We start from the raw sequence: 22,867 nt of genomic DNA, 5'->3' as shown, positions 1-22,867 counted from the left end.
GAACGAATGCCCACAACGCGGTGGTGCCCCGGTCAGCGGCGCAGGAGGCGGGGCCTGTGCCGTGCCCTCTGCGCGGCCTTGGCCGCCTGCTCGGCCTTGACATCCGTGGCGTACCGGTCGACGTACTCCTGCCCGGACAGCCGCAGGATCTCGTACATGATCTCGTCGGTCACCGCGCGCAGCGCCGCGCGCTCGTCGGCCATGCCCGCGTAGCGGGAGAAGTCCATGGGCTCCCCGAAGCGGATGGTCACCCGCCCGATACGGGGGACGACGCGGCCGGGCGGCTGGATCTCGAAGGTGCCGACCATCGCGCAGGGCACGACCTTGACGCCCGCCTTGAGCGCCATGGCCGCCACGCCCACCCGCCCCTTGTAGAGGCGCCCGTCGTGCGACCGGGTGCCCTCGGGGTAGATGCCCAGCAGCTCGTTCTTCCCCAGGACGCCCAGGCCCTCGGCGATCGCGGACTGGGCGGCCGTGCGGCCGGAGCGGTCGACGGGGATCTGGCCGACGCTGCGGAAGAAGAACGCGGTGAGCCGGCCCTTGAGGCCGGGCCCCGTGAAGTACTCCGCCTTCGCGAGGAAGGTGATCCGGCGCGGCAGGATCGCCGGCATCAGGAAGTGGTCGGAGAACGACAGGTGGTTACCCGCGACGATCGCCGGCCCCTCCTCCGGCACGTGCTCCAGGCCCTCGATCCGCGGCCGGAACAGCAGCCGCAACAGCGGCCCCAGGAGCACGTACTTGAGCACGTAGTAGAACACGGGGAGCGCTCCTCACCCTGCCGGATCGGCTCTCTAGCTGCATTCTCGCAGGTCATAGGGCATCTCGGGGACCGTCAGTGTATGCGCAGGTGCGGTCGGGTGTAACCATGCCTGGTTGGACTCATGCTGACTCTTTGCTGACTTTTCTGAGTGTGTGTCAGTTGACCTGGCCGCATAGCGGAGAGTAGCGATGCTCCCGGCGCGCCTCATGCCAGTCTATGGCCGCTGCCCGCCCGGTCCCGGCACCACCGCCGATGCGAGGGCCTGGCGAGACTCGGGACTGGCCGCGCACTGCCAGGGAGGACGGTGGCTCGCGGGACGGCGCGCAGTCGAGCTCAGGCGGCGGCGAGGACTTCGCGGGCGGCGCGCTCGCCGGAGGGCACCGCCCTCTCCATCAGCCCGTGCATCCGTGTCGCCGACTCCCTACGGAGGTAGCGACCGCCACCGGCCCTTACCATCCAGACCTCGCCGGTACCCCGTCGGGCAGGCATCTGTCGTTATTTCAGGTGAACGAGGAATCGCGCATCCCGATAAGGCAATGGAGCGCTCTACTTTTTTGCCGTCCCCTCCTCCGCCGTCGAGGTTCGGGGATGAGGCATCTGAGCCGGAGACCGTCTCGGGGAGTTCGCGTTGCGTCTGGTGCTGAGGTGTGCTGACGGTGATGGTTCGCCACAGGGGGAGCTACGCAGCAGCTGGCCGTATGTGGCCGGAGCTGGCCAGGCCATCTGTATCGGCTCCGCGATCGCTGCCGCCGTGGGCGGGCGATTTGCCCACTCGGCACTGCTGGTGGCGGATGTCGGGGTGCCCGCCGCGCACGGTGTCGCTGCCTTCTCCCTCCTGGCGCGTGCGCGAACGGCCACGGGGCGGGTGCGGCTGCGCCTGACGTTGCTCGGTGTATCGACGGGTGCGGCCGGCGTGCACGAGCTTGTGCTGCGCCAACTCACCGCGCTGCTGGAGTCGTCCACGGGTGTGCTCTATCGGGCGATCGAAATGCTGGCCGTGGCGGGAATCGCCATCGCGCTCGGTATGGGCGTGGCTGCGTTGGTCGTCGCGGCCAGCGAAGGCGGCATGGTGCTGATCTGGCTGCGCCGGCTCCTCGACGGCTGGATGATCGCTGGATCGCTGTTCACGCTCGGCTGGGTGTTCCTTTTGCATCGGGCGGATTTGGGCGGCGACGTGCTCAGAGCACTGTCCGATCTCGGCCGTGTGGTTGCGGACATCCTCGTCCTGGGACTGCTGCTGGTCATGCGGTTCGCCATGCGGCCGGGGGAACGCGCAGCGGTCAACTTCGGAGCGGTTGGTCTCACCCTCTTCGCGGTGAGTGACATGCTCCGCATCTTCTCGACCGAGCCTGTGGTCGCGACCACGATCCCCCTCACGGAGACATGCTCGATGACCGGTATGTTCCTCATCGCCGCAGCGCCGTGGATGCCTGGCGGCGGCAGCGCCCTTGGGGTCCACCGGCGGCAGCTGCCCGTGGCTGGAGTGGTGGCTGCGTTCGTCCCCGTAGTCGTTTGTGCGGTTGCCGTGGCGGCGCACCTCTTGGCCGGTGGCCGCCTCGATGCAGTCACGCTGCTCGTCGGGGGCTCCGTACTGTTGGCACTGAGCGTGCGTGCGGGTGTCGCGCACGCCGAGAATCTATGCCTTGCGCGAGAGGTTGCCGTCCGTGAGGACCACTTCCGTACTCTCGTCCAGAGTTCGAGTGACGTCATCGCTATTGCCGGACAGGACTGTGTCCTGCTCTATATCAGTCCGTCGGTGCGACAGGTCTTCGGGTACCGACCTGAGGATCTGCTCGGCACCCACCTGGCCCTGCTCATCCATCACGACGACGTGGCGCCGCTGACGAATACCATGGGGAAGCTGCGGGAGGAAGGCGAACTCAGCAGCCACAGTCCCAGCCGCCGCGTGTCCTGCCGGATTCGGGCGGCCGACGGACAATGGCGCCACACCGAGTCAACGATCAGCCGCCACGCCAATGGATTGATCATCAATAGCCGGGATGTGAGCGAGCGCGCTGCGCTGCAGGCGCGGCTGGAGCATTTGGCGTTCCACGATACGTTGACCGGCCTACCCAATCGTGCTTTGTTCGCGGACCGGCTCAAGCACGCTCTGGCCAAGCGATCGGCCCACCGTGCCCCGCCCGCAGTGCTCTTCCTGGACCTGGACGGCTTCAAGTCGGTCAACGATTCGGCGGGTCACGCGGTGGGCGATGAGCTGCTCATCCAGGCCGCGCTGCGGCTGCAGGCCGCGGTACGCGCCGGGGACACCGTTGCCCGCCTCGGTGGGGACGAGTTCGCCGCATTGCTGGAGGGGGAGGCGGGGCTGTGTGGGTCCCGGACGCGGGAGGTGGCCGAGCGGCTGTTGTCCGCACTGTCGAAGCCCTACTGCATCGGCAGTACCGAGGCGGTGGTCGCGGCTTCGATCGGAATCGCGGTGGCCACCCCGGAGACCACCCCCGATGAATTGATGCGCAGAGCCGACCTGGCGATGTACGCGGCGAAGGCCGCAGGCAGGGGACGCATTGAGGTGCACCAGCCGCAGACGTACAGCAGTGAAAGTCCGGGTTCCACTCCTGCCGACAACGGTTCCTGTGTTTCCCGGGGTACAAGAGACCGATAGCAGGCACCCGGTGATGCTGTGTCTTCTTCATCTGGTTGAGTGGGCCCGGGCCGGCTCTGCGAGCAGCTGTTCGCGGACCGCGACGAATCCCTCGAGTGCTTGCGCGAGATGCTCCTCGGTGTGCACGGCGATATAGCTGGTTCTCAGGCGGGGCGACGCGGCCGGAGGAAGTACCGCGTTGACATAAACCCCCTGCTGCATCAGGAGATTCCACGCCAAGAGCGTGCGCTGTTCGTTCACCGTATCGATAGGGACTATGGGAGTTTGGCTGGTACCCATGGGGTAACCAAGGGACGCCAGCTCCCGTCGCATGAATGTGGCCTTGGAGATGACGGCTTCACAGCGCCAGGGCTCGTCCTGAAGGATGCTCAGAGACTCCAAGGTTGCCGCTGTGTTGGCCGGGCTCAAGCTCGCGGAGAACAACAGACTACGGGCGTGGTGGCGGAGGTACTCAATCACATCCTCATCGCCGAGGATTGCTCCTCCAGCCGATCCGAAAGCCTTGGAGAAGGTGAGCGTGACGAGTGGCACCTCATCCATGAGACCGTAGTGAGCGCAGGTTCCCCTCCCCTTGGCCAACACGCCCGCGCCATGTGCGTCGTCGACAAGCAGAGTGGCTTCATGCTGCCGGCACACGTGAATGAGTTCCGGCAGCGGGCAGAGGTCTCCCTCCATGCTGTAGACACCGTCGACCAAAACCATCCTGCCGACGTTCTCAGGGAGTCGCTCAAGCTTACGGGCCAGTTCCTCCGTGTCGTTATGAGCGAACCACTGGACTTTGGCGCGGCTGAGCCGAGCGGCGTCGATAAGGGAAGCGTGCGCCTGCTTGTCGATGAGTACGTAGTCGCCCGGACCGCAGAGCCCAGCGACAGCAGCGAGGTTGGTCTGATAGCCGGTGGCCAGCAGCAGGGCAGCCGGCTTGCCGAAGAACTGGGCGAGTTCCTTCTCCAGGTGGTCGTGGAGGGCGAGGTTGCCATTCAGGAGGCGGGAACCGGTGCAGCCTCCGCCGTACCGGTGCGAAGCTTCGGCGGCGGCATCGCTTACCCGCGGATCAGCACTCAGTCCGAGGTAGTCATTTGAACCGCACATGATGACTCTGCGTCCGTCAGGAAGCCGGGCAACGCCACGGTCCCGCTCGCTGAAATTTAAGTAGAAGGGGTACCATCCGCTTTTTTTGAGGTCTCGGGAACGGGTGTACGAGGCGCACTTTTCTATGACGCTCATCCATGGCCTTCTTCCGGCGCTTCCGGCATGGGTAACTCTTTGGCTCGTCTTGCATAGCGGCCCTCACCGCAAACATGCGGAGCGCATATTTCCGGATGAGAGGACGAAGCCACAATACGAAACTTTCACCCGGTCAAGATCGGTCAACTACAAGCCTCATCCTGCCGGAGTGCGCAATGCTGCGATCGTTGTTTGTCACCGGTTGCATCCGGCTTGGCGCGAACACTCGGCCAGGCACCAACGTCGGGGGAGAGGCTCACTCGGCAGGGGTGGCGTTGATAGAGCTGACACATGGCCAGCTCGTCGTCATGCGCGCGCAGGCGCTCGACGGCCTCCACGGGTGTGCGCTCCTCATGTGTGCTGTCCGACCAGCTGCAACGGAGCATCGATGAAAGGCTGATGGGCCAGCAGGCCGCCGTCGATACCGAGGATTTGGCCGGGTGATGTGGGCCGCCTCATCGGAGGCGTGGAAGACCAGTGCGGCCGCGACGTCCTCGGGCCTGCCAATGCGGGGGGTGACGGAGCATGGTGTCCCGCAGGGCGCCGTTGAACGGCCGTACGTGGCGCGTCGCCGCCTCGCGAAGGGCTTGTCCGTCCACAGCGGGCGACGAAGGCAAAGAGGAGAACCCACTCCTTGCCACTCTCAACTTATAGCGCGCTGGGGGGCTTGCGGCAAGATCCGGGTCGTGGGGCAGAATCGCGGGCCGGGGTCAGAACCTGCAGAAATAGGAGATTCACGAAGTGTGTTTTTTGTTGTCGGTTTATGGGTCGTGCGGTGACATCGAGCCGATGGTGGGACGCGCGCTGCGGTTGCGGGCACTCGACACCAAGGTGCGGGTGTGCGCGCCGCCGGACGTCGGGGCAGCGACCGCGGACCGGAGCTGTTGACATGAACCCCCTGACCACCAGCGTGTTCGACCTTCCCGACCGCCTCTCCCCCAAGGCCGACCCGGCGCTGATCGACGGCGACGAGCAGCACTTCGGGGCCATCGCGGAGAGCCTCGAGCAAGCGATCGCCGAACTGTCCGACCGCCTCGAGGCCGAGCGCAGGGCTCCCGGCGGCATCGGCCGGGAGGCGATGGACCGGGACACGGAGATCTACCGGCTGACCGGTCGCCTACGCGCTTTGCGCCGCTTCGGTTTGGACCTGTGCCTGGGACACATCGTCAGTACGGACAATCCCGAGCCCGTGTACATCGGACGCCTTGGCCTCACCGACAGCGCGGGGCGTCGGCTGCTGCTCGACTGGCGCTCCCCCGCGGCCGAGCCGTTCTTCGCAGCGACCCACGCCAACCCGATGGGTCTGGCAAGCCGCCGCAGGTATCGCTGGACCCGCGGCCGGATCAGCGACTACTGGGACGAAGTGTTCACCGCTGACGGGCTCGAGGGGCACGCCGCGCTCGACGACCAGTCCGCGTTCATCGCCGGCCTGGGCAGCAACCGGTCAGCCCGGATGCGCGACGTGCTCGCCACCATCCAGGCCGACCAGGACGCCGTCATCCGGGCGGGATCCCGCGGTGCTCTGGTCGTCGACGGTGGTCCGGGTACGGGCAAGACCGTCGTCGCTCTGCACCGAGCCGCCCACCTCCTCTACTCCGACCCTCGCCTCGGTCACCGTCGGGGCGGCGTGCTGTTCGTCGGTCCGCACCAGCCCTACCTGGCCTACGTCGCCGATGTCCTGCCCAGCCTGGGAGAGGAGGGCGTGCAGACCTGCACCCTGCGGGACCTCGTCGCCGAGGGAGCCGGAGCAGCGATCGAGACTGACCCGAGCGTGGCCCTTCTGAAGTCCTCCGCGGACCTGGTGAAGGCGATCGAGTCGGCGGTCGGTATCTACGAGGAGCCGCCCACCGAGGGGATGACGGTTTCGACCCACTGGTCCGACATCTGGCTGAGCGCCGACGATTGGGCGGCGGCGTTCGAAGCAGTGGAACCAGGCACTCCGCACAACGAGGCGCGTGACCAGATCCGGGAGGAGCTGCTCACGCTCCTGATGGACAAGGACGACAGCGACGCCCCGCCCGACCTGCTCCGGAGGTCGCTGCTGCAGGACAGAGAGCTGATCAGGACCCTCAACCGTGTGTGGCCGATACTCGAGGCTGGTGACCTCGTCGGAGATCTGTGGTCGGTGCCCGCCTACCTGCGCAAGTGTGCTCCCCGGCTCAGCCCTGATGACGTTCGCAAGCTGCAGCGCGAGGACGCTCAGGCCTGGACGGTGTCCGACCTGCCGCTCCTGGACGCGGCACGGCAGCGGCTCGGCGACCCGGAGGCATCACGACGCAAGCGTCGGCGCGACGCCTCTGTCGCCGCCGAACGCGCGCGCAGGGCCGACGTCATCGACGGCCTGCTGGAGGCCGATGACGACGGTGAAGGTGCGGTGACGATGCTGCGCGGACAGGACCTGCAGGACAGCCTGATCGACGAGACCGCACAGCCCAGCACCAACCCGGAACCTCTCGCCGGCCCGTTCGCGCACATCATCGTGGACGAGGCGCAAGAACTGACCGACGCGGAGTGGCACATGCTGCTGCTCCGCTGCCCGTCTCGGAGCTTCACCATTGTCGGGGACCGCGCCCAGGCCAGGCACGGGTTCACAGAGTCGTGGCAGGAACGGCTCGAGCGGATCGGGCTCGACCGGATCAACGTGGCCTCCCTGAGCATCAACTACCGCACGCCAGAAGAGGTCATGGCTGAAGCCGAGCTGGTCATCCGAGCCGAGCTCCCGGACGCCAATGTGCCGACCTCCATCCGCAGCGGCGGCATCCCCGTCGTCCACGGATCTGTCTCGGATCTGGACGCGATCCTCGACACCTGGCTCGCTGCGCATGCCGACGGGATCGCCTGCGTCATCGGCGATCCCACGTTCCGGGCGACGTCCCGCGTCCGGTCGCTGACCCCGGAGCTCTCGAAGGGGCTCGAGTTCGACCTGGTCGTCCTCGTCGACCCAGAGGAGTTCGGCAAGGGTGTCGAAGGAGCGGTCGACCGCTATGTCGCGATGACCCGGGCGACCCAGCAACTCGTCATCCTCACGAGCTCCTGACGTCGGCCAGGACAACGTGATCGCCGCCGACGATTATGAGAACCGGCGACGCTGCCGGCAGTGCTTCCACAGAAGTCGGCGGTACGTGTCGAAGTCATAGCCGCGGTCGGCGTACAGGCACTTGGGTCCGCGCACAGTCGTCTGGGCCGGGACAGGACGCGAGAGGACCGGCGCGCCCGGGGTGAGCCGGGGGAGCGCCGGGCCCTCCGGCAGGTCCCGAGGGGGCGTTCCTACGCGCTGTGTGTGTGGTCGGTCGCCATCACGCCGATCGTGATCAGGCCGAGCACCACCCAGCCGAACCAGAGCCAGCCGCTGCTCCCGAGGGCGACGGTGTAGGCGGTCACCAGAACCAGGGCCCCCACCGTCAGAACCGCCATGGTCTTCACAGATCCGGGCATCCCGCATCCTCCTCCCGGCCGCCCGGGCACCACATGCGCCGGGCCACGGGCCAGAAGACCATCGTCCCCCGCGGGCGGCCCGTACCGCTACTGGCCGGCCGGCCCCGGCCCGGCTGCCCCTTCCCCCCGGGGGCTATCGGCCGCGCGCCTGCAGCGACGCGAGGTAGGCGTTGTACGCCTCCAGCTCCTTGTCCCCATCGCGGTCCGCGGCCCGGTCCATACGCCGCGCCTGCCGCTGCTCGGACCGGTACCACTGGAAGACCAGCGCAACGAGCACCACCACCGACGGGATCTCGCTGAACGCCCAGGCGATACCGCCCGCCCACTGCTGGTCGTCCAGCGCGTCGATCCCCAGCGACGCCGGCGGGTGCATGTACGTGCCGACCATCGGCGCGGTGGCCATCATCAGCGCGATCCCGAAGAACGCGTGGAACGGCATGCCCGCGAACAGCTCCAGCATCCGCATCACGTAGCCGGGGCGGTGCGGCCCCGGGTCCACGCCCATGATCGGCCAGAAGAACGCCAGGCCCACCGCGAGGAAGTGCACCATCATCGCGATGTGTCCGGGCTTGCTGCCCATGAGGAAGTCGAAGAGCGGCGTGAAGTAGAGGGCGTAGAGGCTGGCGATGAACAGCGGGATCGTGAACGCCGGATGCGAGACGATCCGTACGTACCGGCTGTGCAGCAGGGCCACGAGCAGCTCGCGCGGCCCCTTGCGGTCCCGGCCCGCCGACGGCAGCGCTCGCAGCGCCAGGGTCACCGGTGCGCCGAGCAGCAGCAGGATCGGGGACAGCATGCTGATCACCATGTGCTGCACCATGTGCACGCTGAACATGACCATGCCGTAGTCGTTGAGGGCCGTGCACATCACCAGCGCGACCGTGAGCACACCGATGACGAACGAGACCGTACGGCCCAGGGGCCAGGCGTCGCCGCGCCGCCGCAGCCGCGCGACCCCCCACCCGTACAGGCCCAGTGCGAGCAGGCAGCCGACCAGGAAGAACGGATCTCCGGTGAACTCCAGGCCCCGGCCCAGCGTGAACGGCGGCAGATCCATCGTCATGCCGTGCCCGCTGTGATCCATCCGCCCCGCTCCTGTTTCGCACCGATGTGTCCGCACCAGACTAGAACCGCCCCCGGCCGGGCCTGAGGCCGGGGGCAGCCGGTGCGAACGCCTGGTGCCGAGCCTGGTGCGGGGTCAGCTCACATCGAGCTCACAGACCGAGCCACCGATCGAGCCCACCGGCCGAACTCACAGCACGCACTCGGCCTCGGTGTACCGCTCCTGGGGCACGGTCTTCAGCGTCTCCACCGCCTCCGCGAGCGGCACGAGCGTGATCTCCGTGCCGCGCAGCGCCGTCATCATCCCGAAGTCGCCCCGGTGCGCAGCCTCCACGGCGTGCCAGCCGAAGCGGGTGGCGAGCACGCGGTCGTACGCGGTGGGGGTGCCGCCGCGCTGCACATGGCCCAGGATCACCGGGCGGGCCTCCTTGCCCAGGCGCTCCTCCAGCTCGATGGACAACTGCCGGGCCACGCCCGCGAACCGCTCGTGGCCGTATATGTCCTTGCCGCCCTCGTCGAACTCCATCGAGCCCTCGCGCGGCTTCGCGCCTTCCGCGACCACGACGATCGCGAACTTCTTGCCCGCCGAGAAGCGCCGCCCGACGACCTCCGTCAACTCGCCGATGTCGAAGGGCCGTTCGGGCACGACGATCGCGTGCGCGCCGGCCGCCATGCCCGAGTGCAGCGCGATCCAGCCCGTGTGCCGCCCCATGACCTCGACGATCAGCACCCGCTGGTGCGACTCGGCCGTCGTCTTCAGCCGGTCCAGGGCCTCGGTCGCCACGCCCACGGCCGTGTCGAAGCCGAAGGTCACATCGGTCGAGGCGATGTCGTTGTCGATGGTCTTGGGCACGCCGACGATCGGCAGGCCCGCGTCCGACAGCATTCGCGCCGCCTTGAGCGTGCCCTCACCGCCGATCGGGATGATCGCGTCGAGGCCGAGGTCCGCGACATGGCCCTTGGCCCGCTCGACGCCGTCCCGCAGGTGCGCGGGCTGCACCCGGGACGAGCCGAGGATGGTGCCGCCGCGGGCCAGGATGCCGCCCACCGCGTCCAGGTCGAGCTTCCGGTAGTCGCACTCCAGAAGCCCCTTCCACCCGTCGTGGAAGCCGATGACGTCGTCACCGTGATCCGCCACGGCGCGGTGCACCACGGACCGGATGACGGCGTTCAGACCGGGGCAGTCGCCGCCGGATGTGAGCACACCAATGCGCATTGCTCGAAATACCTCAGGAACCTTAAAGACCGGCGGCCGGACCCCGTCGTCCGGCTGGACTCGCTCAATCTACAAGCGCCCCGCCACCCTACAAGCGCCGGGCGGCGGGCGAAGCATCCGACCGTCAGGCGGACACGGTTCTGTCAGGTGGACAGGGTTCTTGTCAGGTGGGACGCGGTTTCTGTCAGGCGGGCTGGGTGGCGGCGGCGATCCGCTCCTGGCGCAGCGCCTCGTACCAGCGGTCGTCGACCGGCGGCAGCGCGTTCACGTCCAGCGCCAGCTTCAGCAGCATGTCCGCGATGTGCGGATTGCGGGCCAGCACAGGGCCGTGCATGTACGTGCCGAAGACGGTGTCGTTGTACGCGCCCTCGAAGCCGTCGCCGTTGCCATTGCCGTTGCCGAACCGGACCTTGGCGAACGGGCGGGCGGTCGGGCCGAGGTGCGTGATGCCCTGGTGGTTCTCGAACCCGGTCAGCGGCGGCAGGTTCAGCTGGGCGTCGATGTCGGCCAGCACGTCGCCCACGCACCGCGCGCCCTCGCCCCGGGTGCTGACCACGTCGAGCAGCCCGAGGCCCGGCTCCCGCTCGCCGAGGTCGTTGATGAACTCGTGGCCCAGGATCTGGTAGCCGGCGCAGACCGAGAAGAGGATCGCACCGTTGGCGACCGCGCGGTTCAGCCCGCCGTCGCGGCGCAGCCGCTCGGCCGCGAGCCGTTGCGGCCGGTCCTCGCCGCCGCCGATCAGATAGATGTCGCCCGAGGTGGGCAGCGGCTGGTCGGAGCGCACGTCGACGCGCGCCACCTGCAGACCCCGCTGCCGGGCCCGCCGCTCCACGACCAGGACGTTGCCCTGGTCACCGTATGTGCTCAGCAGGTCGGGGTAGACCCACACCAGGCGCAGGCCGGTATCGCTCATGCTCGCTCGTCCTTGTCCGGTTCTCGTGATCAGGTCTCGTCGGTTCCCGGTCAGTTGCCGACGCGGCGGCGCAGGTCCTGGAACGCGGTGTAGTTGGCGATGGTCTCGATCCGGCCGGGCGGGCACAGCTGCACGGCCTCGTCCAGGGTCTCGCAGACCCGGAAGTCCAGGCCCGCGACCTCGAGCCGTACCGCCAGGTCCAGTCTGCGGTCGCCGATGACGCAGATCGGGTGGCCGGCCAGCCGCGTGTAGTCGACGTCCCACAGCCAGGAGGTGTCGGTGCCGTCCGCGCCGCGCGCGTTCACGGAGAGGATCACCGGCGTGGGCGGCGGGTCGATCAGGGAGAAGGTCTCCAGCCAGCCGGCGGGGTTCTTCGCCAGCAGCAGCCGCAGCTCGCGGCCCTGGAAGCCGACGACGTCATAGCGCCCGGCGACCGCCTGCACCTGGTACATCCGCTCCAGCGCCACCTGCGGCGGCACCCCGAAGGCGGCGGCCACGGCGGCGGACGTGGTGGCGTTCGCCTTGTTCGCCCGGCCCGGGAGCTGGAGCCGGATCGGCCACGCGGAGCCGTGCGGGTCGAGGACGTGGTCGCCGTTGAGCGCCCAGGTCGGCACGGGGCGGCGGAAGCCGCAGTCGCCGCACATCCAGTCGTCGCCGGGGCGCTGCAGCACGCCGCCGCAGGACGGGCAGGACCAGGCGTCGTCCTTCCACTCCTGCCCTGCCGCGACCCAGACGACGTTCGGGGAGGAGGAGGCGGCCCATACGACCAGCGGGTCGTCGCAGTTGGCGATCACCGTGGCCTTGACGCCCGACAGGCCCTCGCGCCACTTCTCGGCGAGCATACGGGTCTCCGCGGCGCGGTCGAGCTGGTCGCGGGAGAGGTTGAGCAGGGCGATGGCCTTGGGGCCGACGTCCCTGGCCACGCCCGCGAGGTACTTCTCGTCGACCTCGATGACGCCGAACCGGGCGTCGGAGCCGCCGGCGAGCGCGGAGGTGATGCCCGCCGGCATGTTCGCGCCGAGCGCATTGGAGACCACCGGGCCGCTGGCCCGCAGCGCCTCGGCGATCAGCCGGGTCGTTGTGGTCTTGCCGTTGGTCGCCGACACCAGAACGACGTCCAGGTGCTGGGCCAGCCGGGCGAGGAGGTCGGGCTCGAGTCTGAGGGCCACCCGGCCGCCGATCACCGATCCGCTTCCGCGGCCCGCCGCCCGCGACACCGCCGCCGCGGCCTTGCCCGCCGTCACGGCCAGCTTGGCCCGCGGCGACAGCGGCTCCGAGTTGCCTGCCATCGTCCTTGTTCCTCCTTGCATCCGGCGCCGCGCCCGCCCCCGGTCCGTCGGTGGAACGCCCCCCTCCGCGCCGAATCGCCAGCCGGGAGGCTTCGGTAGAGGGTCAGCCTATCGAGATCCTCCCGCGGGCCAGAACCCGCAACCCCCGGCCGACCTGCCGGTCCCGGCCCGGACCTACCCTTGGGCTGTGCGACACAGTGCGATTCCCGGCAGTTCCGGACTCGTGCGGCCGATGCGGCTGCTGGGAGATCCGGTGCTGCACGCCCCCTGCAGCCCGGTCACCGCCTTCGACGGGGCCCTCACCCAGCTGATCGAGGACCTGTACGCCACCATGTACGCGGCCCACGGCGTCGGCCTCGCCGCGAACCAGGTCGGCCTCCCGCTGCGCGTCTTCGTATACGACTGCCCCGACGACGAGGACCGGCGGCACCTCGGCCATGTGGTCAACCCTCGTCTCGTCGAGGCCGACGGCGTGACCGTGACGGGCCCTGAGGGCTGTCTCTCCCTCCCGGGCATCGAGGCCGGGACGCGCCGCTTCGACCACGCGGTCGTCGAGGGCGCCGACCGGACCGGTGAGCCGGTGCGCGTCGAGGGCACCGGCTTCTTCGCGCGCTGTCTGCAGCACGAGATGGACCACCTGGACGGCAGGGTCTTCACCGACCGCCTGAGGGGCCTGCGGCGCCACCGGGCGCTGCGGGCGGCTCGCCGCGCGCCCTGGGCCCCGTAGGACGCACCAGCGGACGTACGGCGGGGCGGAACAGCGGGCCGTACGGCTACGGGTGCACGGCAGGGAAAGCAGGAGTCGTACGGCAGGGGGGAAGCAGGGGACGTACGGCCGTACGTCAGAAGCCGGGGCCGCCCATCCGGTCGCCCGCCGCGGCCAGCCGGCCCCAGAGCAGGTCGGCCAGGCTGCGCACCAACTGGGCGCGGGAGCAGGGGCGTTCGCGCAGCCACCAGTCGCCCGCCGCGTGCATCATGCCGACGATGCCGTGCCCCCAGACCCGCGCCAGCTCGTCGCCCCCGGGGCCGAGGTCGACCCGCTCGGCGATCACCTGAGCGAGCTCCTCGCCCATCCTGCGCAGCAGCGGGGCGGAGTGGCGGCCCACGTCGAAGCCCTGCTCCCCGGGCTGGGTGTCGTCCGAGGGGTGCATGAGGAAGCGGTAGACCTGGGGCCGCGCCTCGATGGCGGCGAGGTACGTGTCCAGGGTGTGCTCGACCCGGTCGCGGCGGTCCGTGGGGGCGTCGAGCGCTGCGCGCAAGCTGTCGAGCAGCGCGTCGGTATGGCGCGCGGCGAGGGCCCGGTACAGACCGCCCTTGTCGCCGAAGTGGCGGTAGAGGATCGGCTTGGTGATCCCGGCCTCGGCGGCGATGGCGTTCATGGACGCGCCGGGCCCGTCGCGCAGCACCACCCGGTCCGCGGCCTCCAGCAGTTCCCTGCGCCGCCGCTCCGTGGCGCGCTGCTGATCATCCCGCTGACTGGTCTCCATGAGGTGTCTCCCCGCCCGTCCGCCTGCTCGTGCACGCGCAACGTAACACCTGGCCACGGGGGGCAACGGGAGGGGAGTGGGGAGTTGACATGTGCTACTGACCGGTAACACACTGCAGTTACCGCAAGTAACAAGCAGGTGGAGGGGACATGGCAGAGTTCACGTTCGAACTCAACGACGACCAGAAGGCTGTCCGGGACTGGATCCACGGCTTCGCCGCGGATGTCATGCGGCCGGCCGCCGCCGAGTGGGACGAACGCGAAGAGACGCCGTGGCCCGTCATCCAGGAAGCCGCCAAGATCGGCCTGTACTCCCTCGACTTCTATGCCCAGCAGTTCTTCGACCCGACCGGGCTCGGCATCCCCATGGCCATGGAGGAGCTCTTCTGGGGCGACGCGGGCATCGGCCTGTCCATCGTCGGCACCGGCCTCGCGGCCGTCGGCGTCCTGGCCAACGGCACCGAGGAGCAGGTCGGCACCTGGATCCCCCAGATGTACGGGGACGCGGGCGACGTCAAGGTCGCTGCCTTCTGCTCCTCCGAGCCCGACGCGGGCTCCGACGTCGCCGCCATGCGCACCCGTGCGGTCTACGACGAGGCCAAGGACGAGTGGGTGATCAACGGCACCAAGACCTGGGCGACCAACGGCGGCATCGCGAACGTCCACGTCGTCGTCGCCGTCGTCGACCCCGGGCTCGGCTCCAAGGGCCACGCGTCCTTCATCGTGCCCCCGGGCACTCCCGGCCTCTCCCAGGGCCAGAAGTTCAAGAAGCACGGCATCCGGGCCTCCCACACCGCCGAGGTCGTCCTCGAGGACGTCCGCGTCCCCGGCCACTGCCTGCTCGGCGGCAAGGAGAAGCTCGACGAGCGCCTCGCACGCGCGCGTGAGCGGGCGAAGGCCGGCGGCGAGCGCGTGAAGAATGCCGCCATGGCCACCTTCGAGGCCTCACGTCCCGCCGTCGGCGCCCAGGCCGTCGGCATCGCCCGCGCCGCGTACGAGGTCGCGCTGGAGTATGCGAAGACCCGCGTGCAGTTCGGCCGCCCGATCATCGACAACCAGGGCGTCGCCTTCCAGCTGGCCGACATGCGCACACAGGTCGACGCGGCCCGCCTGCTGGTGTGGCGCGCCTCCTGGATGGCCGCGGCGGGCAGGCCCTTCACCTCGGCCGAGGGCTCGATGTCCAAGCTGTACGCCGGGGAGGTGGCCAAGTCGGTCACGGCCAAGGCAATGCAGATCCTGGGCGGCAACGGCTTCACGCGTGAGTACCCGGTGGAGCGTATGCACCGGGATGCAGCGATATACACCATTTTTGAGGGGACGAGCGAGATCCAGCGTCTGGTCATCGCCCGCACCCTCTCGGGCATGCCCATTCGCTGAGTGCCGCGGTGGGCGCACTGCGACGCCCGTGGACGGATCGCCGGATCAGGCCGCGGGCGGCGCGGCGTCCGCGTACGGGTTCGCGGGCTGCGGGACGCGCCGCACGCCGGCCGCGTCGAGCGCAGCCGCGGCCGAGGGCGTGCCCACCGTGCCCACGGGATGCCAGGTGCCGGTGACGGTGACCCATGCGTCGGCCGGCGGGGGAGCGGTGCCGAGCATCCGGACCTTGACCGACTGCGAGTCGGCTGCGCAGCAGCTCAGCACCAGTCGGGTCAGGTACCAGCCGCCGCTCTTGCCCGGCGTGACGAAGCCGGTCATCGAGACCGTACGGCCCTCCAGGCTCCGGCCGGGGTCCTGCCGCGCCCGCGAGCTGAAGTCCGACAGGGGCATGACGAGCGGGGACCCGCCGGGCAGCGGGGAGAACCGCCCTCCGTCCGCGACCGCTGTGTCGCTCTCCCGCGCGGCGGTGTACGAGCCGAGGGCGGGCGGCGTGAAGAACAGCAGGGTGATCGCGGGGAGGAAGAGCAGCCAGGCGATCCGCGGGCCTTTGCCATGATCGTGCCCGTGCCCGTGCCCGTGATCCGCGTCGGCGTCCCCGTCGGCGTCGTGGGCATCGGACGGGGCAGCGGGCTTGGCGAAGGGGAAGCCGTCCCGAGCCGCGCCCACCGTCCCCAGGACGACCAGCAGCACGCCCGAGACGATCAGCAGCGGCCGCAGGCCCTCCTTCACGTACCGCAGATACACCTCGCTGAAGAGCGAGATGTGCAGCACTCCGGCGCCCGACAGCAGGAGCAGCAGCACCTGGACGTTCCGCCTCACAGCACCCACCACCCGGTCAGCGCGCTGCAGGCGACGGCCACCACGGCGGTGGCCGCCGAGAACCGTACGGCGAAGGCGCGTCCGAAGGTGCCCGACTGCAGGGCGATCAGCTTCACGTCGACCATCGGCCCGACCACCATGAACGCCAGCCGGGCAGTGGGGGAGAACCCGGTCAGCGACGCCGCGACGAAGGCGTCGGCCTCCGAGCAGACGGCGAGCACGATCGCCAGCGCGGCGAGGAAGATGACGGAGAGCCAGGGCGATCCGGCGAAGGTGTCCAGCACGGAGCGCTCCACGGCGACGTTGAAGGTCGCCGCGGCCATCGCCCCGAGCACCAGGAAGCCGCCGGCGTGCAGGAAGTCGTGCTGGAAGCCGAGCCGGAACTCCTCCCACCTGCTGTGTCCCGGCCGGTGCCCGGTCCGGTGCGCCGGCAGCCGCAGCCACTCCGCGCGGCCGAGGCGGATCCAGAGCCAGCCCATGACCGCCGAGGTCGCGAGCGAGGCGAGCAGCCGGGCCGCCACCATCTCGGGGGCGCCCGGGAAGGCGACCGCCGTGGAAGCGAGCACGATCGGATTCACCGCGGGCGCGGACAGGAGGAAGGCCAGCGCGGCCGCGGGCGGCACCCCGCGGCGGATCAGGCTCCCCGCTACCGGCACGGACGCGCATTCGCACCCCGGCAGGACGACGCCCGCGGCGCTGGCGACGGGGACGGCGAGCGCGGGCCGCTTCGGCAGGGCGCGGCTGAAGACGTGCGCGGGGACGAAGGCGTTGATGGCTCCCGAGAGCGCGGTGCCCAGCAGCAGGAACGGCAGGGCCTGCACCGTGATGGCGAGGCAGATCGTCCGCCAGGCCTGCACGGCCCCGGGCTCCGGCCATCCGACCACCCCGGTGGCCGCAGCGGCCGCCACCGCGACGGCGAGCGCTCCGGCCGCGGCGAGCGGCCACGCCCGGCGGTCGGCGCCCGTACGGCGGTCGGGGCGCGTACGGCGGTCGGGGTGCCCCGCGCCGGAGCTCGTACGGGATGGATTCGCACCGGCTTCCGGCGGCGCCTGTGACCTGGTGTCGATCAGCTCTTCCGCTCTCTGCACTCCGACTCCGCAAGATCCGCGACCGGGGGTGATCACGATAGCCGCGGGAGAGGGCCCGGCTGTGGCGCATCTCCGGAACTTGGTCCGTATTCATCCGTTTCGCCGGGTAGATTCTCGTGCGGCAAAGAGGCTTCTAATGCCTGCAATCCGCCAAAGCTGAATTCAGATACCAAATCGGACAATTAGTCGGCCGGTGACCCATCTCACAAAGACCGCCGGTTAAATGTGACTTCGCGCACTCGAATGGCGGCGATTTTCCCAACTTGGTTACGTACTGCCCACTGTGAGAGCCGTTCAGTAGTAATGCCTATTGCTCTGGGACCAAGATCGGCAGCGCAGCGTGACGCATTACCGAGTCGATCTGTTCAATGGCGAATCAGGCGAATGCACGCCACTTGTGGCGAAGAAATGGATGTGTTTACTTTTCCGCTGCCTGCCCATCGAAAGGGGCGGGCGCCCTGTTGCCGGAGCGCCGAGTCCTGCCGCCGGCGGAGGGGGAAACGACAACGCACCACGGCAGGAGCGGGGGAACCAAAGGTAAGTGCCGTACCGCGCTCGGCGTGGTCCGGCTTGGGGTGAAGACGTGCCGCAGCGCTCGCCGCTGCGTAAGTCACGGCCGGGCAACTCCAGCCCGAACCCGACAGCTCACCTCGCAGGCGTAGGAGAGGAAGATCCCTATGTCTGCACGCGGACGTCATCGCCGCTTCAAGCCCGGCCGGATTTCCCGGGCCACTTTCGCCGCCGCCGCAAGCGGCGCCGGTATCGGTCTGTCCTTCATCACCGCCGGCCAGGCGAGCGCCGCCTCCGTCGACACCTGGGACAAGGTCGCGGAGTGCGAGAGCACCAGCAACTGGAGCATCAACAACGGCAACGGCTTCTTCGGAGGCCTGCAGTTCACGCAGAGCACCTGGGAGGCCTTCGGCGGCACCGACTACGCCGAGCGCGCCGACCTGGCCACCAAGGACCAGCAGATCGCCGTCGCCGAGAAGGTGCTCGACACCCAGGGCCCCGGCGCCTGGCCCGTGTGCGGCCCCAAGGCCGGCCTGGCCAAGGGCGGTCCGGCCCCCGCGATCTCCACCGGCGGCGAGCAGGCCCAGGGCAAGCCCGAGACCAAGCCCGCCCCGGCCCCCGCCGAGGACAAGGCCGACACGGCGGACAAGGGCGCGGCGAAGCCCGAGTCCTACACCGTCGTCAAGGGCGACTCGCTCTACAAGATCGCCACCGCCAAGCACATCGACGGCGGCTGGCAGCGGGTCTACCAGGACAACCGCCAGGTCGTCGGCGGCGACCCGGACCTGATCCACCCGGGCCAGAAGCTGGCCCTGGGCGGCGGCAAGGCCGAGGCCGCGCCGCAGCAGCAGGCCCCCAAGCAGGAGGCTCCGAAGAAGCAGGCCCCCAAGCCCGCGGCGCCCAAGGCTCAGGCCCCCAAGCAGGAGGCCCCGAAGCAGGAGGCCAAGCCGGCTTCCGAGCAGAGCGCCTCCGGCTTCACCGCCCCGGTCTCCGACCCGGCCCTCGGCACGCCGTACCACCAGGCCGGCTCCATGTGGTCCAGCGGCTACCACACCGGTGCCGACTTCCCCGTGCCCACCGGCACTTCGGTGAAGTCCATCGGCCCGGGTGAGGTCGTCTCGGCGGGCTGGGGCGGCGCGTACGGCAACCAGGTCGTCATCCGCCACACGGACGGCAAGTACAGCCAGTACGCCCACCTGTCCTCGCTGTCCGTCTCGGCCGGCCAGGCGGTGACCGGCGGCAAGCAGATCGGCCTGTCCGGCTCCACCGGCAACAGCAGTGGCCCGCACCTGCACTTCGAGGTGCGGACCGGCCCGGACTACGGCTCGGACATCGACCCGCTCGCCTACCTGCGTGCGCACGGCGTCAGCATCTGACACGGGTCGACGCGGCCGGAGTCTTCTCTCCTGACTCCATGAGGCGCCCGCTCCCCGCTATGCCGGGGGGCGGGCGCCTTCGTCGTGCTGTGCCGGTGTGGACACGGGGATGGATACGAGGGTGGATACGGAAGACGGGTCATGAGCTGCGGCACAGGGCCCGGATGAGATCACCGTGCCGCGGGTAGCGCGCGGCCAGCTCGTCCGCCTCGCCGCCCTCGTAGTCGGCGGGGAGGAACCCCGGGGCAAGCGTGCATCCCAGGAGCGCGTGGCTGCCGCCGGGCCGCACCCGCGCGCCCATCCAGGTGCCGCCCGGCACGACGTACTGGATGTGCTGCCCGGCGCGCACGTCCTGGCCGAGCACCTCCACCCGTGATGCGCCGTCCGGCTCCAGGAGCAGCAGTTCCACCGTGTCCCCGAGGTAGAAGTGCCAGACCTCGTCGTGCGGCAGCCGGTGCATCGCGGAGAAGAGGTCGTTCTGCGCCGACAGCAGGAAAAGGATCGCCGTGCCCTCGGGACGGCCTCCGGACTGCGGAGGACCGGCCCACGTTTCGCGGAAGAGACCGCCTTCCAGGGGCAGCGGCTCCAGGCCGTACATCGTGGCGAGTTCCTCGGCCGAGGGAATGGGATTCCTCATGTGCTGCCTCCGCATCGTGGTCCGGCGTAACGGAACTGATTGTTCACGGGCTTGCGAAGTGACAGCGTTTCATGGACCGTACCGGACTTGGATCTTCCGGAAAACGAGGCTCTTGTGGCGGGCGGAATGCCCGCCCTAATCTTGGCGCGGCCGCGCAGGAGAGGAAGCGCTCTATGCCCGCACGTGGACGCCACCGCCGGTACCAGCCGAACCGCATCTCCCAGGCATCCCTCACGGTCACCGCGGGCGGCGCGGGAATGGCTCTGCCGCTGGTCGCCGTATCCGGGGCCGACGCAGCACCCGTCGACACCGGGGACCATGCGCAGCGCGCCGACCTCGCCGCCAAGGCCCGGCAGTTAGCGACAGCGGCCAGCGAGCACAGGGCCGGCGAGCACCGGGCCAACGGGCACCGGAAAGAGCTCCCGAACCGTACAAAACCCGAGTCCTATACGGTCGTCAGCGGCGACACACTCTTCGCCATCGCCCGCGTACGGGACGTCGACGGCGGGTGGGAGCGGCTGTACGAGGACAACCGCGAGGTCATCGGCGGCAACCCGGACCTGATCCACCCCGGCCAGAAGCTCGTCATCGAGGAGAAAGGCGGGCAGGCGCGGAAGCCGGCGAAGGCGGAGCGGCCGGAGAAGTCCGGCAAGCAGTCCGGCTCCTCCGCAGCACTGGACTTCATCGCCCCGGTCGCCGACACCACCATCGGCACGCCGTACCGTGCCTCGGGCTCCGGCTGGTCCAGCGGCTACCACACGGGTGTCGACTTCCCCGTCTCCACCGGCACTTCCGTACGTGCCGTGGCGAGCGGGCAGGTGGTCTCGTCGGGCTGGGGCGGCGCGTACGGCTACCAGGTCGTCATCCGGCACAACGACGGCAAGTACAGCCAGTACGCGCACCTCTCAGCGCTCACTGTCCGCGAGGGGCAGCCGGTCAACGGCGGACAGCGCATAGGCAGGTCCGGCTCGACCGGGAACACCACCGGTCCGCACCTGCACTTCGAGGTGCGGACCGGCCCGGACTACGGCTCGGACATCAACCCGCTGGCGTATCTGCGCAGCAAGGGTGTCAGCATCTGACGGTCGGGGTGAAGCGACGGGGGGGAAGAAGCCCTCCGGCCCCTAGCCCTTGAAGGCCCGTCAGGCGAGCGTCAGGCCGCCCGGACGCGCCTGAGCGCCAGTACGGCGTTGTGCCCGCCGAATCCGAAGGAGTTGCTCAGGGCGAGGTCACCCGACTCCGGCAGCGGGCGCGGAGCCCCGGTGACCACGTCGAGCCCCAGGCCCTCGTCCGGCTCCTCGCACCCCACGGTGGGCGGTACCACCCCGTGATGCAGCGTCAGCACCGCGGCCACGGCCTCCACACCGCCCGCCGCGCCCTGCAGATGCCCCAGCGCGCCCTTCGGCGCCGTGACCGGCAGCTCCGCGTCGTCACCGAAGACGGTCCGCAGCGCCTCCGCCTCTGCGGCGTCGCCGCTGCCGGTCGCGGTGGCATGGGCGTTGACGTGCATCACCTCGTCCGGCCTGGCCCCGGCGTCGACCAGCGCCTTGTGCAGCGCGTCGACCACCCCGGCACCGTCGGGGCGCGGCGCGGCCATGTGGAAGGCATCGGCCGAAACGCCCCAGCCCGCCGCCTCGCAGTAGATCCGCGCGCCACGCGCGCGTGCGTGCTCCTCGGACTCCAGGATCAGCAGCCCCGCACCCTCGCCGACCACGAAGCCGTCCCGTGCCCTGTCGAACGGCCGCGACGCCTTCTCCGGCCCCTCCGCCCCCGGTGACAGGGCGCGCATCGCGGTGAAGGACGCCATGATGGCCGGGATGATGACCGCTTCCGTGCCGCCCGCGACCATGACATCGGTGTGCCCGTCCCGGATCCGGTCGATGGCCTGACCGATCGCCTCGGTCCCCGAGGCGCAGGCGCTCACGACCGTACGGGCCTCGGCGCGCGCCCCCATGTCGATGGCCACCTGCGCGGCGGGGCCGCTGGGCACGATCATCGGCGCCGTGTGCGGCGAGACGTGGCGCTCGCCACGCTCCTTCAGGGTGCGGTCGGCGTCGACCAGGACCGGAGCGCCGCCGATGATGGTGCCGATCGAGACGCCGACGCGCTGGGCGTCCAGTGTGCCCTCGGCCACTTCCGCCTGGTCGAACCCGGCGTCGGCCCACGCCTCCCGGGCGGCCAGCACCGCGAACTGGGCGCAGCGGCTCATCGTACGGGCCCGGGCCCGCGGCAGCTGCTCCGCCGGATCCACGGCGGAGGGCGCGGCTATCCGTACACCCAGCCCTTCGAACTCCTCGCCGTCGAGCCGCCGGACACCGCTCCGGCCCTCGAGGAGGCCCTGCCAGGTGGCAGCCGCATCGCCGCCGAGCGGTGTGATGGCGCCCACACCCGTGACGACCACGCGCCGCCCACCGCGCCCGGGGCGCGGCACCGGGTCGAGCCGGCAGACGATGGCCCGCGGGTCGAGTGCCATCAGCGCCCGCATCTCGTCGTCCGGCATGGGTGCGCCCGCGCCGCCGCCCGCGCCGCCGCCCGCGCCGCGGCCCTCGCCCTGGCCCTGACCGCCCTCGAGCTGCCAAGCGCCTTCGCGCCGCACGTAGTGACGTTCCTCACGCTCCGGCTGGGCGGAGCGCAGCACCGTCATGCGGTCCCCGTCACGGAAGTCCGCGCCGGGCCCCGTCGGGACGACCAGCGGGATCGCCTGCGGATCCACCCGCTCGCCCGCCACCTCGACCATCCCGGAGCGCGGGTGCACCGCGTGGAAGTCCGGGCCGCCGTGGAGCGCCCGCAGCGTCAGCCGCACGTTCTCCTGGTCCTCGGGGGCGGCGTCCAGTACGGCGAACCGCTTGGTGCGCTCGACCACGAGCACGTCACCGGGCACCAGCTCACCGCAGGTGCAGGAATGGGAGTTCTCGGATATCCAGGGCGTGTTGGGCTGTTCCGTCACGTTACTGTCCTCTCGGCCTCCGCGCGCATGACGACGGATCGGTAAAGGGCGATATGCCCCGCACCGTAAATTCGCCCTGCGGTGCCGGTAAGTGACGCAGATCCCAAT

General features: G+C 69.9%; 18 protein-coding genes and 1 riboswitch. Of the genes, 6 read left to right on the top strand and 12 right to left on the bottom strand.

Annotated features, from left to right (window positions below; all coding sequences use genetic code 11):
* Nucleotides 1-32: 32 nt before the first annotated feature.
* Entirely contained in the window at nucleotides 33-758 is a 726-nt protein-coding gene (locus ACTWP8_RS04430) for a lysophospholipid acyltransferase family protein (protein ID WP_443320826.1), read from the bottom strand.
* Nucleotides 759-1,397: 639 nt separating this feature from the next.
* Between ACTWP8_RS04430 and ACTWP8_RS04425 the strand changes: the two genes are divergently transcribed.
* Entirely contained in the window at nucleotides 1,398-3,380 is a 1,983-nt protein-coding gene (locus tag ACTWP8_RS04425; RefSeq protein WP_443320974.1) for a diguanylate cyclase domain-containing protein, read from the top strand.
* A gap of 27 nt (nucleotides 3,381-3,407) precedes the next feature.
* Here the strand turns inward: ACTWP8_RS04425 and ACTWP8_RS04420 are convergent, their stop codons facing one another.
* Nucleotides 3,408-4,604 (bottom strand): aminotransferase class I/II-fold pyridoxal phosphate-dependent enzyme, encoded by a 1,197-nt coding sequence (locus tag ACTWP8_RS04420; protein WP_443320825.1) that lies wholly within the window; start codon nucleotides 4,602-4,604, stop codon nucleotides 3,408-3,410.
* A gap of 889 nt (nucleotides 4,605-5,493) precedes the next feature.
* Between ACTWP8_RS04420 and helR the strand changes: the two genes are divergently transcribed.
* A complete protein-coding gene (gene helR / locus ACTWP8_RS04415; RefSeq protein ID WP_443320824.1) occupies nucleotides 5,494-7,641 on the top strand; it encodes an RNA polymerase recycling motor ATPase HelR in 2,148 nt (715 codons plus the stop codon).
* A gap of 230 nt (nucleotides 7,642-7,871) precedes the next feature.
* Here helR and ACTWP8_RS04410 read toward each other — a convergent pair whose 3' ends face one another.
* The 5 genes from ACTWP8_RS04410 to ACTWP8_RS04390 form a co-directional block, all read right to left on the bottom strand.
* Entirely contained in the window at nucleotides 7,872-8,039 is a 168-nt protein-coding gene (locus tag ACTWP8_RS04410; RefSeq protein WP_443320823.1) for a hypothetical protein, read from the bottom strand.
* 133 nt (nucleotides 8,040-8,172) lie between these two features.
* Nucleotides 8,173-9,123: a cytochrome c oxidase assembly protein gene (locus ACTWP8_RS04405; protein WP_443320822.1), complete on the bottom strand. Its 951-nt coding sequence runs from the start codon at nucleotides 9,121-9,123 to the stop codon at nucleotides 8,173-8,175.
* Nucleotides 9,124-9,291: 168 nt separating this feature from the next.
* Nucleotides 9,292-10,317, bottom strand: coding sequence for a 6-phosphofructokinase (locus tag ACTWP8_RS04400; RefSeq protein WP_443320821.1), 1,026 nt, complete (start codon nucleotides 10,315-10,317; stop codon nucleotides 9,292-9,294).
* A gap of 184 nt (nucleotides 10,318-10,501) precedes the next feature.
* Nucleotides 10,502-11,230, bottom strand: a complete 729-nt coding sequence (locus tag ACTWP8_RS04395; RefSeq protein ID WP_443317602.1) for a type 1 glutamine amidotransferase — start codon at nucleotides 11,228-11,230, stop codon at nucleotides 10,502-10,504.
* A 50-nt stretch (nucleotides 11,231-11,280) separates the two neighbouring features.
* Nucleotides 11,281-12,519, bottom strand: coding sequence for a MurT ligase domain-containing protein (locus tag ACTWP8_RS04390; protein ID WP_443317603.1), 1,239 nt, complete (start codon nucleotides 12,517-12,519; stop codon nucleotides 11,281-11,283).
* A gap of 187 nt (nucleotides 12,520-12,706) precedes the next feature.
* Between ACTWP8_RS04390 and def the strand changes: the two genes are divergently transcribed.
* Nucleotides 12,707-13,246 (top strand): peptide deformylase, encoded by a 540-nt coding sequence (gene def / locus ACTWP8_RS04385; RefSeq protein ID WP_443320820.1) that lies wholly within the window; start codon nucleotides 12,707-12,709, stop codon nucleotides 13,244-13,246.
* Between the two features lie 115 nt (nucleotides 13,247-13,361).
* On the opposite strand, the gene ACTWP8_RS04380 is transcribed toward def, so the two are convergent.
* Entirely contained in the window at nucleotides 13,362-14,006 is a 645-nt protein-coding gene (locus ACTWP8_RS04380) for a TetR family transcriptional regulator (RefSeq protein WP_443317605.1), read from the bottom strand.
* A gap of 149 nt (nucleotides 14,007-14,155) precedes the next feature.
* Between ACTWP8_RS04380 and ACTWP8_RS04375 the strand changes: the two genes are divergently transcribed.
* Nucleotides 14,156-15,382 (top strand): acyl-CoA dehydrogenase family protein, encoded by a 1,227-nt coding sequence (locus tag ACTWP8_RS04375; RefSeq protein WP_443320819.1) that lies wholly within the window; start codon nucleotides 14,156-14,158, stop codon nucleotides 15,380-15,382.
* Nucleotides 15,383-15,427: 45 nt separating this feature from the next.
* Here ACTWP8_RS04375 and ACTWP8_RS04370 read toward each other — a convergent pair whose 3' ends face one another.
* Together ACTWP8_RS04370 and ACTWP8_RS04365 are read right to left on the bottom strand one after the other, a co-directional pair.
* Entirely contained in the window at nucleotides 15,428-16,201 is a 774-nt protein-coding gene (locus ACTWP8_RS04370; RefSeq protein WP_443320818.1) for a TIGR03943 family putative permease subunit, read from the bottom strand.
* Entirely contained in the window at nucleotides 16,198-17,109 is a 912-nt protein-coding gene (locus ACTWP8_RS04365) for a permease (protein WP_443320973.1), read from the bottom strand. The genes ACTWP8_RS04370 and ACTWP8_RS04365 overlap by 4 nt, the downstream gene beginning before the upstream one ends.
* Before the next feature lie 677 nt (nucleotides 17,110-17,786).
* Nucleotides 17,787-17,963, top strand: a riboswitch (cyclic di-AMP (ydaO/yuaA leader).
* Nucleotides 17,964-17,966: 3 nt separating this feature from the next.
* Here ACTWP8_RS04365 and ACTWP8_RS04360 point away from each other — a divergent pair.
* Nucleotides 17,967-19,175 (top strand): transglycosylase family protein, encoded by a 1,209-nt coding sequence (locus tag ACTWP8_RS04360; protein WP_443320817.1) that lies wholly within the window; start codon nucleotides 17,967-17,969, stop codon nucleotides 19,173-19,175.
* A gap of 139 nt (nucleotides 19,176-19,314) precedes the next feature.
* On the opposite strand, the gene ACTWP8_RS04355 is transcribed toward ACTWP8_RS04360, so the two are convergent.
* Complete coding sequence (locus ACTWP8_RS04355) at nucleotides 19,315-19,812, bottom strand: cupin domain-containing protein (protein ID WP_443320816.1); 498 nt, start codon at nucleotides 19,810-19,812, stop codon at nucleotides 19,315-19,317.
* 173 nt (nucleotides 19,813-19,985) lie between these two features.
* On the opposite strand from ACTWP8_RS04355, the gene ACTWP8_RS04350 reads away from it, so the two are divergent.
* A complete protein-coding gene (locus ACTWP8_RS04350) occupies nucleotides 19,986-20,894 on the top strand; it encodes a M23 family metallopeptidase (protein ID WP_443320815.1) in 909 nt (302 codons plus the stop codon).
* Nucleotides 20,895-20,965: 71 nt separating this feature from the next.
* Here ACTWP8_RS04350 and ACTWP8_RS04345 read toward each other — a convergent pair whose 3' ends face one another.
* Nucleotides 20,966-22,759, bottom strand: a complete 1,794-nt coding sequence (locus tag ACTWP8_RS04345; RefSeq protein ID WP_443320814.1) for a beta-ketoacyl-[acyl-carrier-protein] synthase family protein — start codon at nucleotides 22,757-22,759, stop codon at nucleotides 20,966-20,968.
* Between the last annotated feature and the right edge of the window lie 108 nt (nucleotides 22,760-22,867).

Source organism: Streptomyces sp. 7N604, assembly GCF_052245475.1.
GTDB lineage: Bacteria > Actinomycetota > Actinomycetes > Streptomycetales > Streptomycetaceae > Streptomyces.
The sequence above is the reverse complement of the archived record's forward strand: the minus strand, read 5'-3'. Positions and strand labels throughout refer to the sequence as shown.

Coding starts and splice junctions, on each gene's coding strand:
- ACTWP8_RS04420 (WP_443320825.1), bottom strand. CDS start 4,604: ATGAGCGTCATAGAAAAGTGCGCCTCGTACACCCGTTCCCGAGACCTC.
- helR (WP_443320824.1), top strand. CDS start 5,494: ATGAACCCCCTGACCACCAGCGTGTTCGACCTTCCCGACCGCCTCTCC.
- ACTWP8_RS04410 (WP_443320823.1), bottom strand. CDS start 8,039: ATGCCCGGATCTGTGAAGACCATGGCGGTTCTGACGGTGGGGGCCCTG.
- ACTWP8_RS04405 (WP_443320822.1), bottom strand. CDS start 9,123: ATGGATCACAGCGGGCACGGCATGACGATGGATCTGCCGCCGTTCACG.
- ACTWP8_RS04400 (WP_443320821.1), bottom strand. CDS start 10,317: ATGCGCATTGGTGTGCTCACATCCGGCGGCGACTGCCCCGGTCTGAAC.
- ACTWP8_RS04395 (WP_443317602.1), bottom strand. CDS start 11,230: ATGAGCGATACCGGCCTGCGCCTGGTGTGGGTCTACCCCGACCTGCTG.
- ACTWP8_RS04390 (WP_443317603.1), bottom strand. CDS start 12,519: ATGGCAGGCAACTCGGAGCCGCTGTCGCCGCGGGCCAAGCTGGCCGTG.
- ACTWP8_RS04380 (WP_443317605.1), bottom strand. CDS start 14,006: ATGGAGACCAGTCAGCGGGATGATCAGCAGCGCGCCACGGAGCGGCGG.
- ACTWP8_RS04375 (WP_443320819.1), top strand. CDS start 14,156: ATGGCAGAGTTCACGTTCGAACTCAACGACGACCAGAAGGCTGTCCGG.
- ACTWP8_RS04360 (WP_443320817.1), top strand. CDS start 17,967: ATGTCTGCACGCGGACGTCATCGCCGCTTCAAGCCCGGCCGGATTTCC.
- ACTWP8_RS04355 (WP_443320816.1), bottom strand. CDS start 19,812: ATGAGGAATCCCATTCCCTCGGCCGAGGAACTCGCCACGATGTACGGC.
- ACTWP8_RS04350 (WP_443320815.1), top strand. CDS start 19,986: ATGCCCGCACGTGGACGCCACCGCCGGTACCAGCCGAACCGCATCTCC.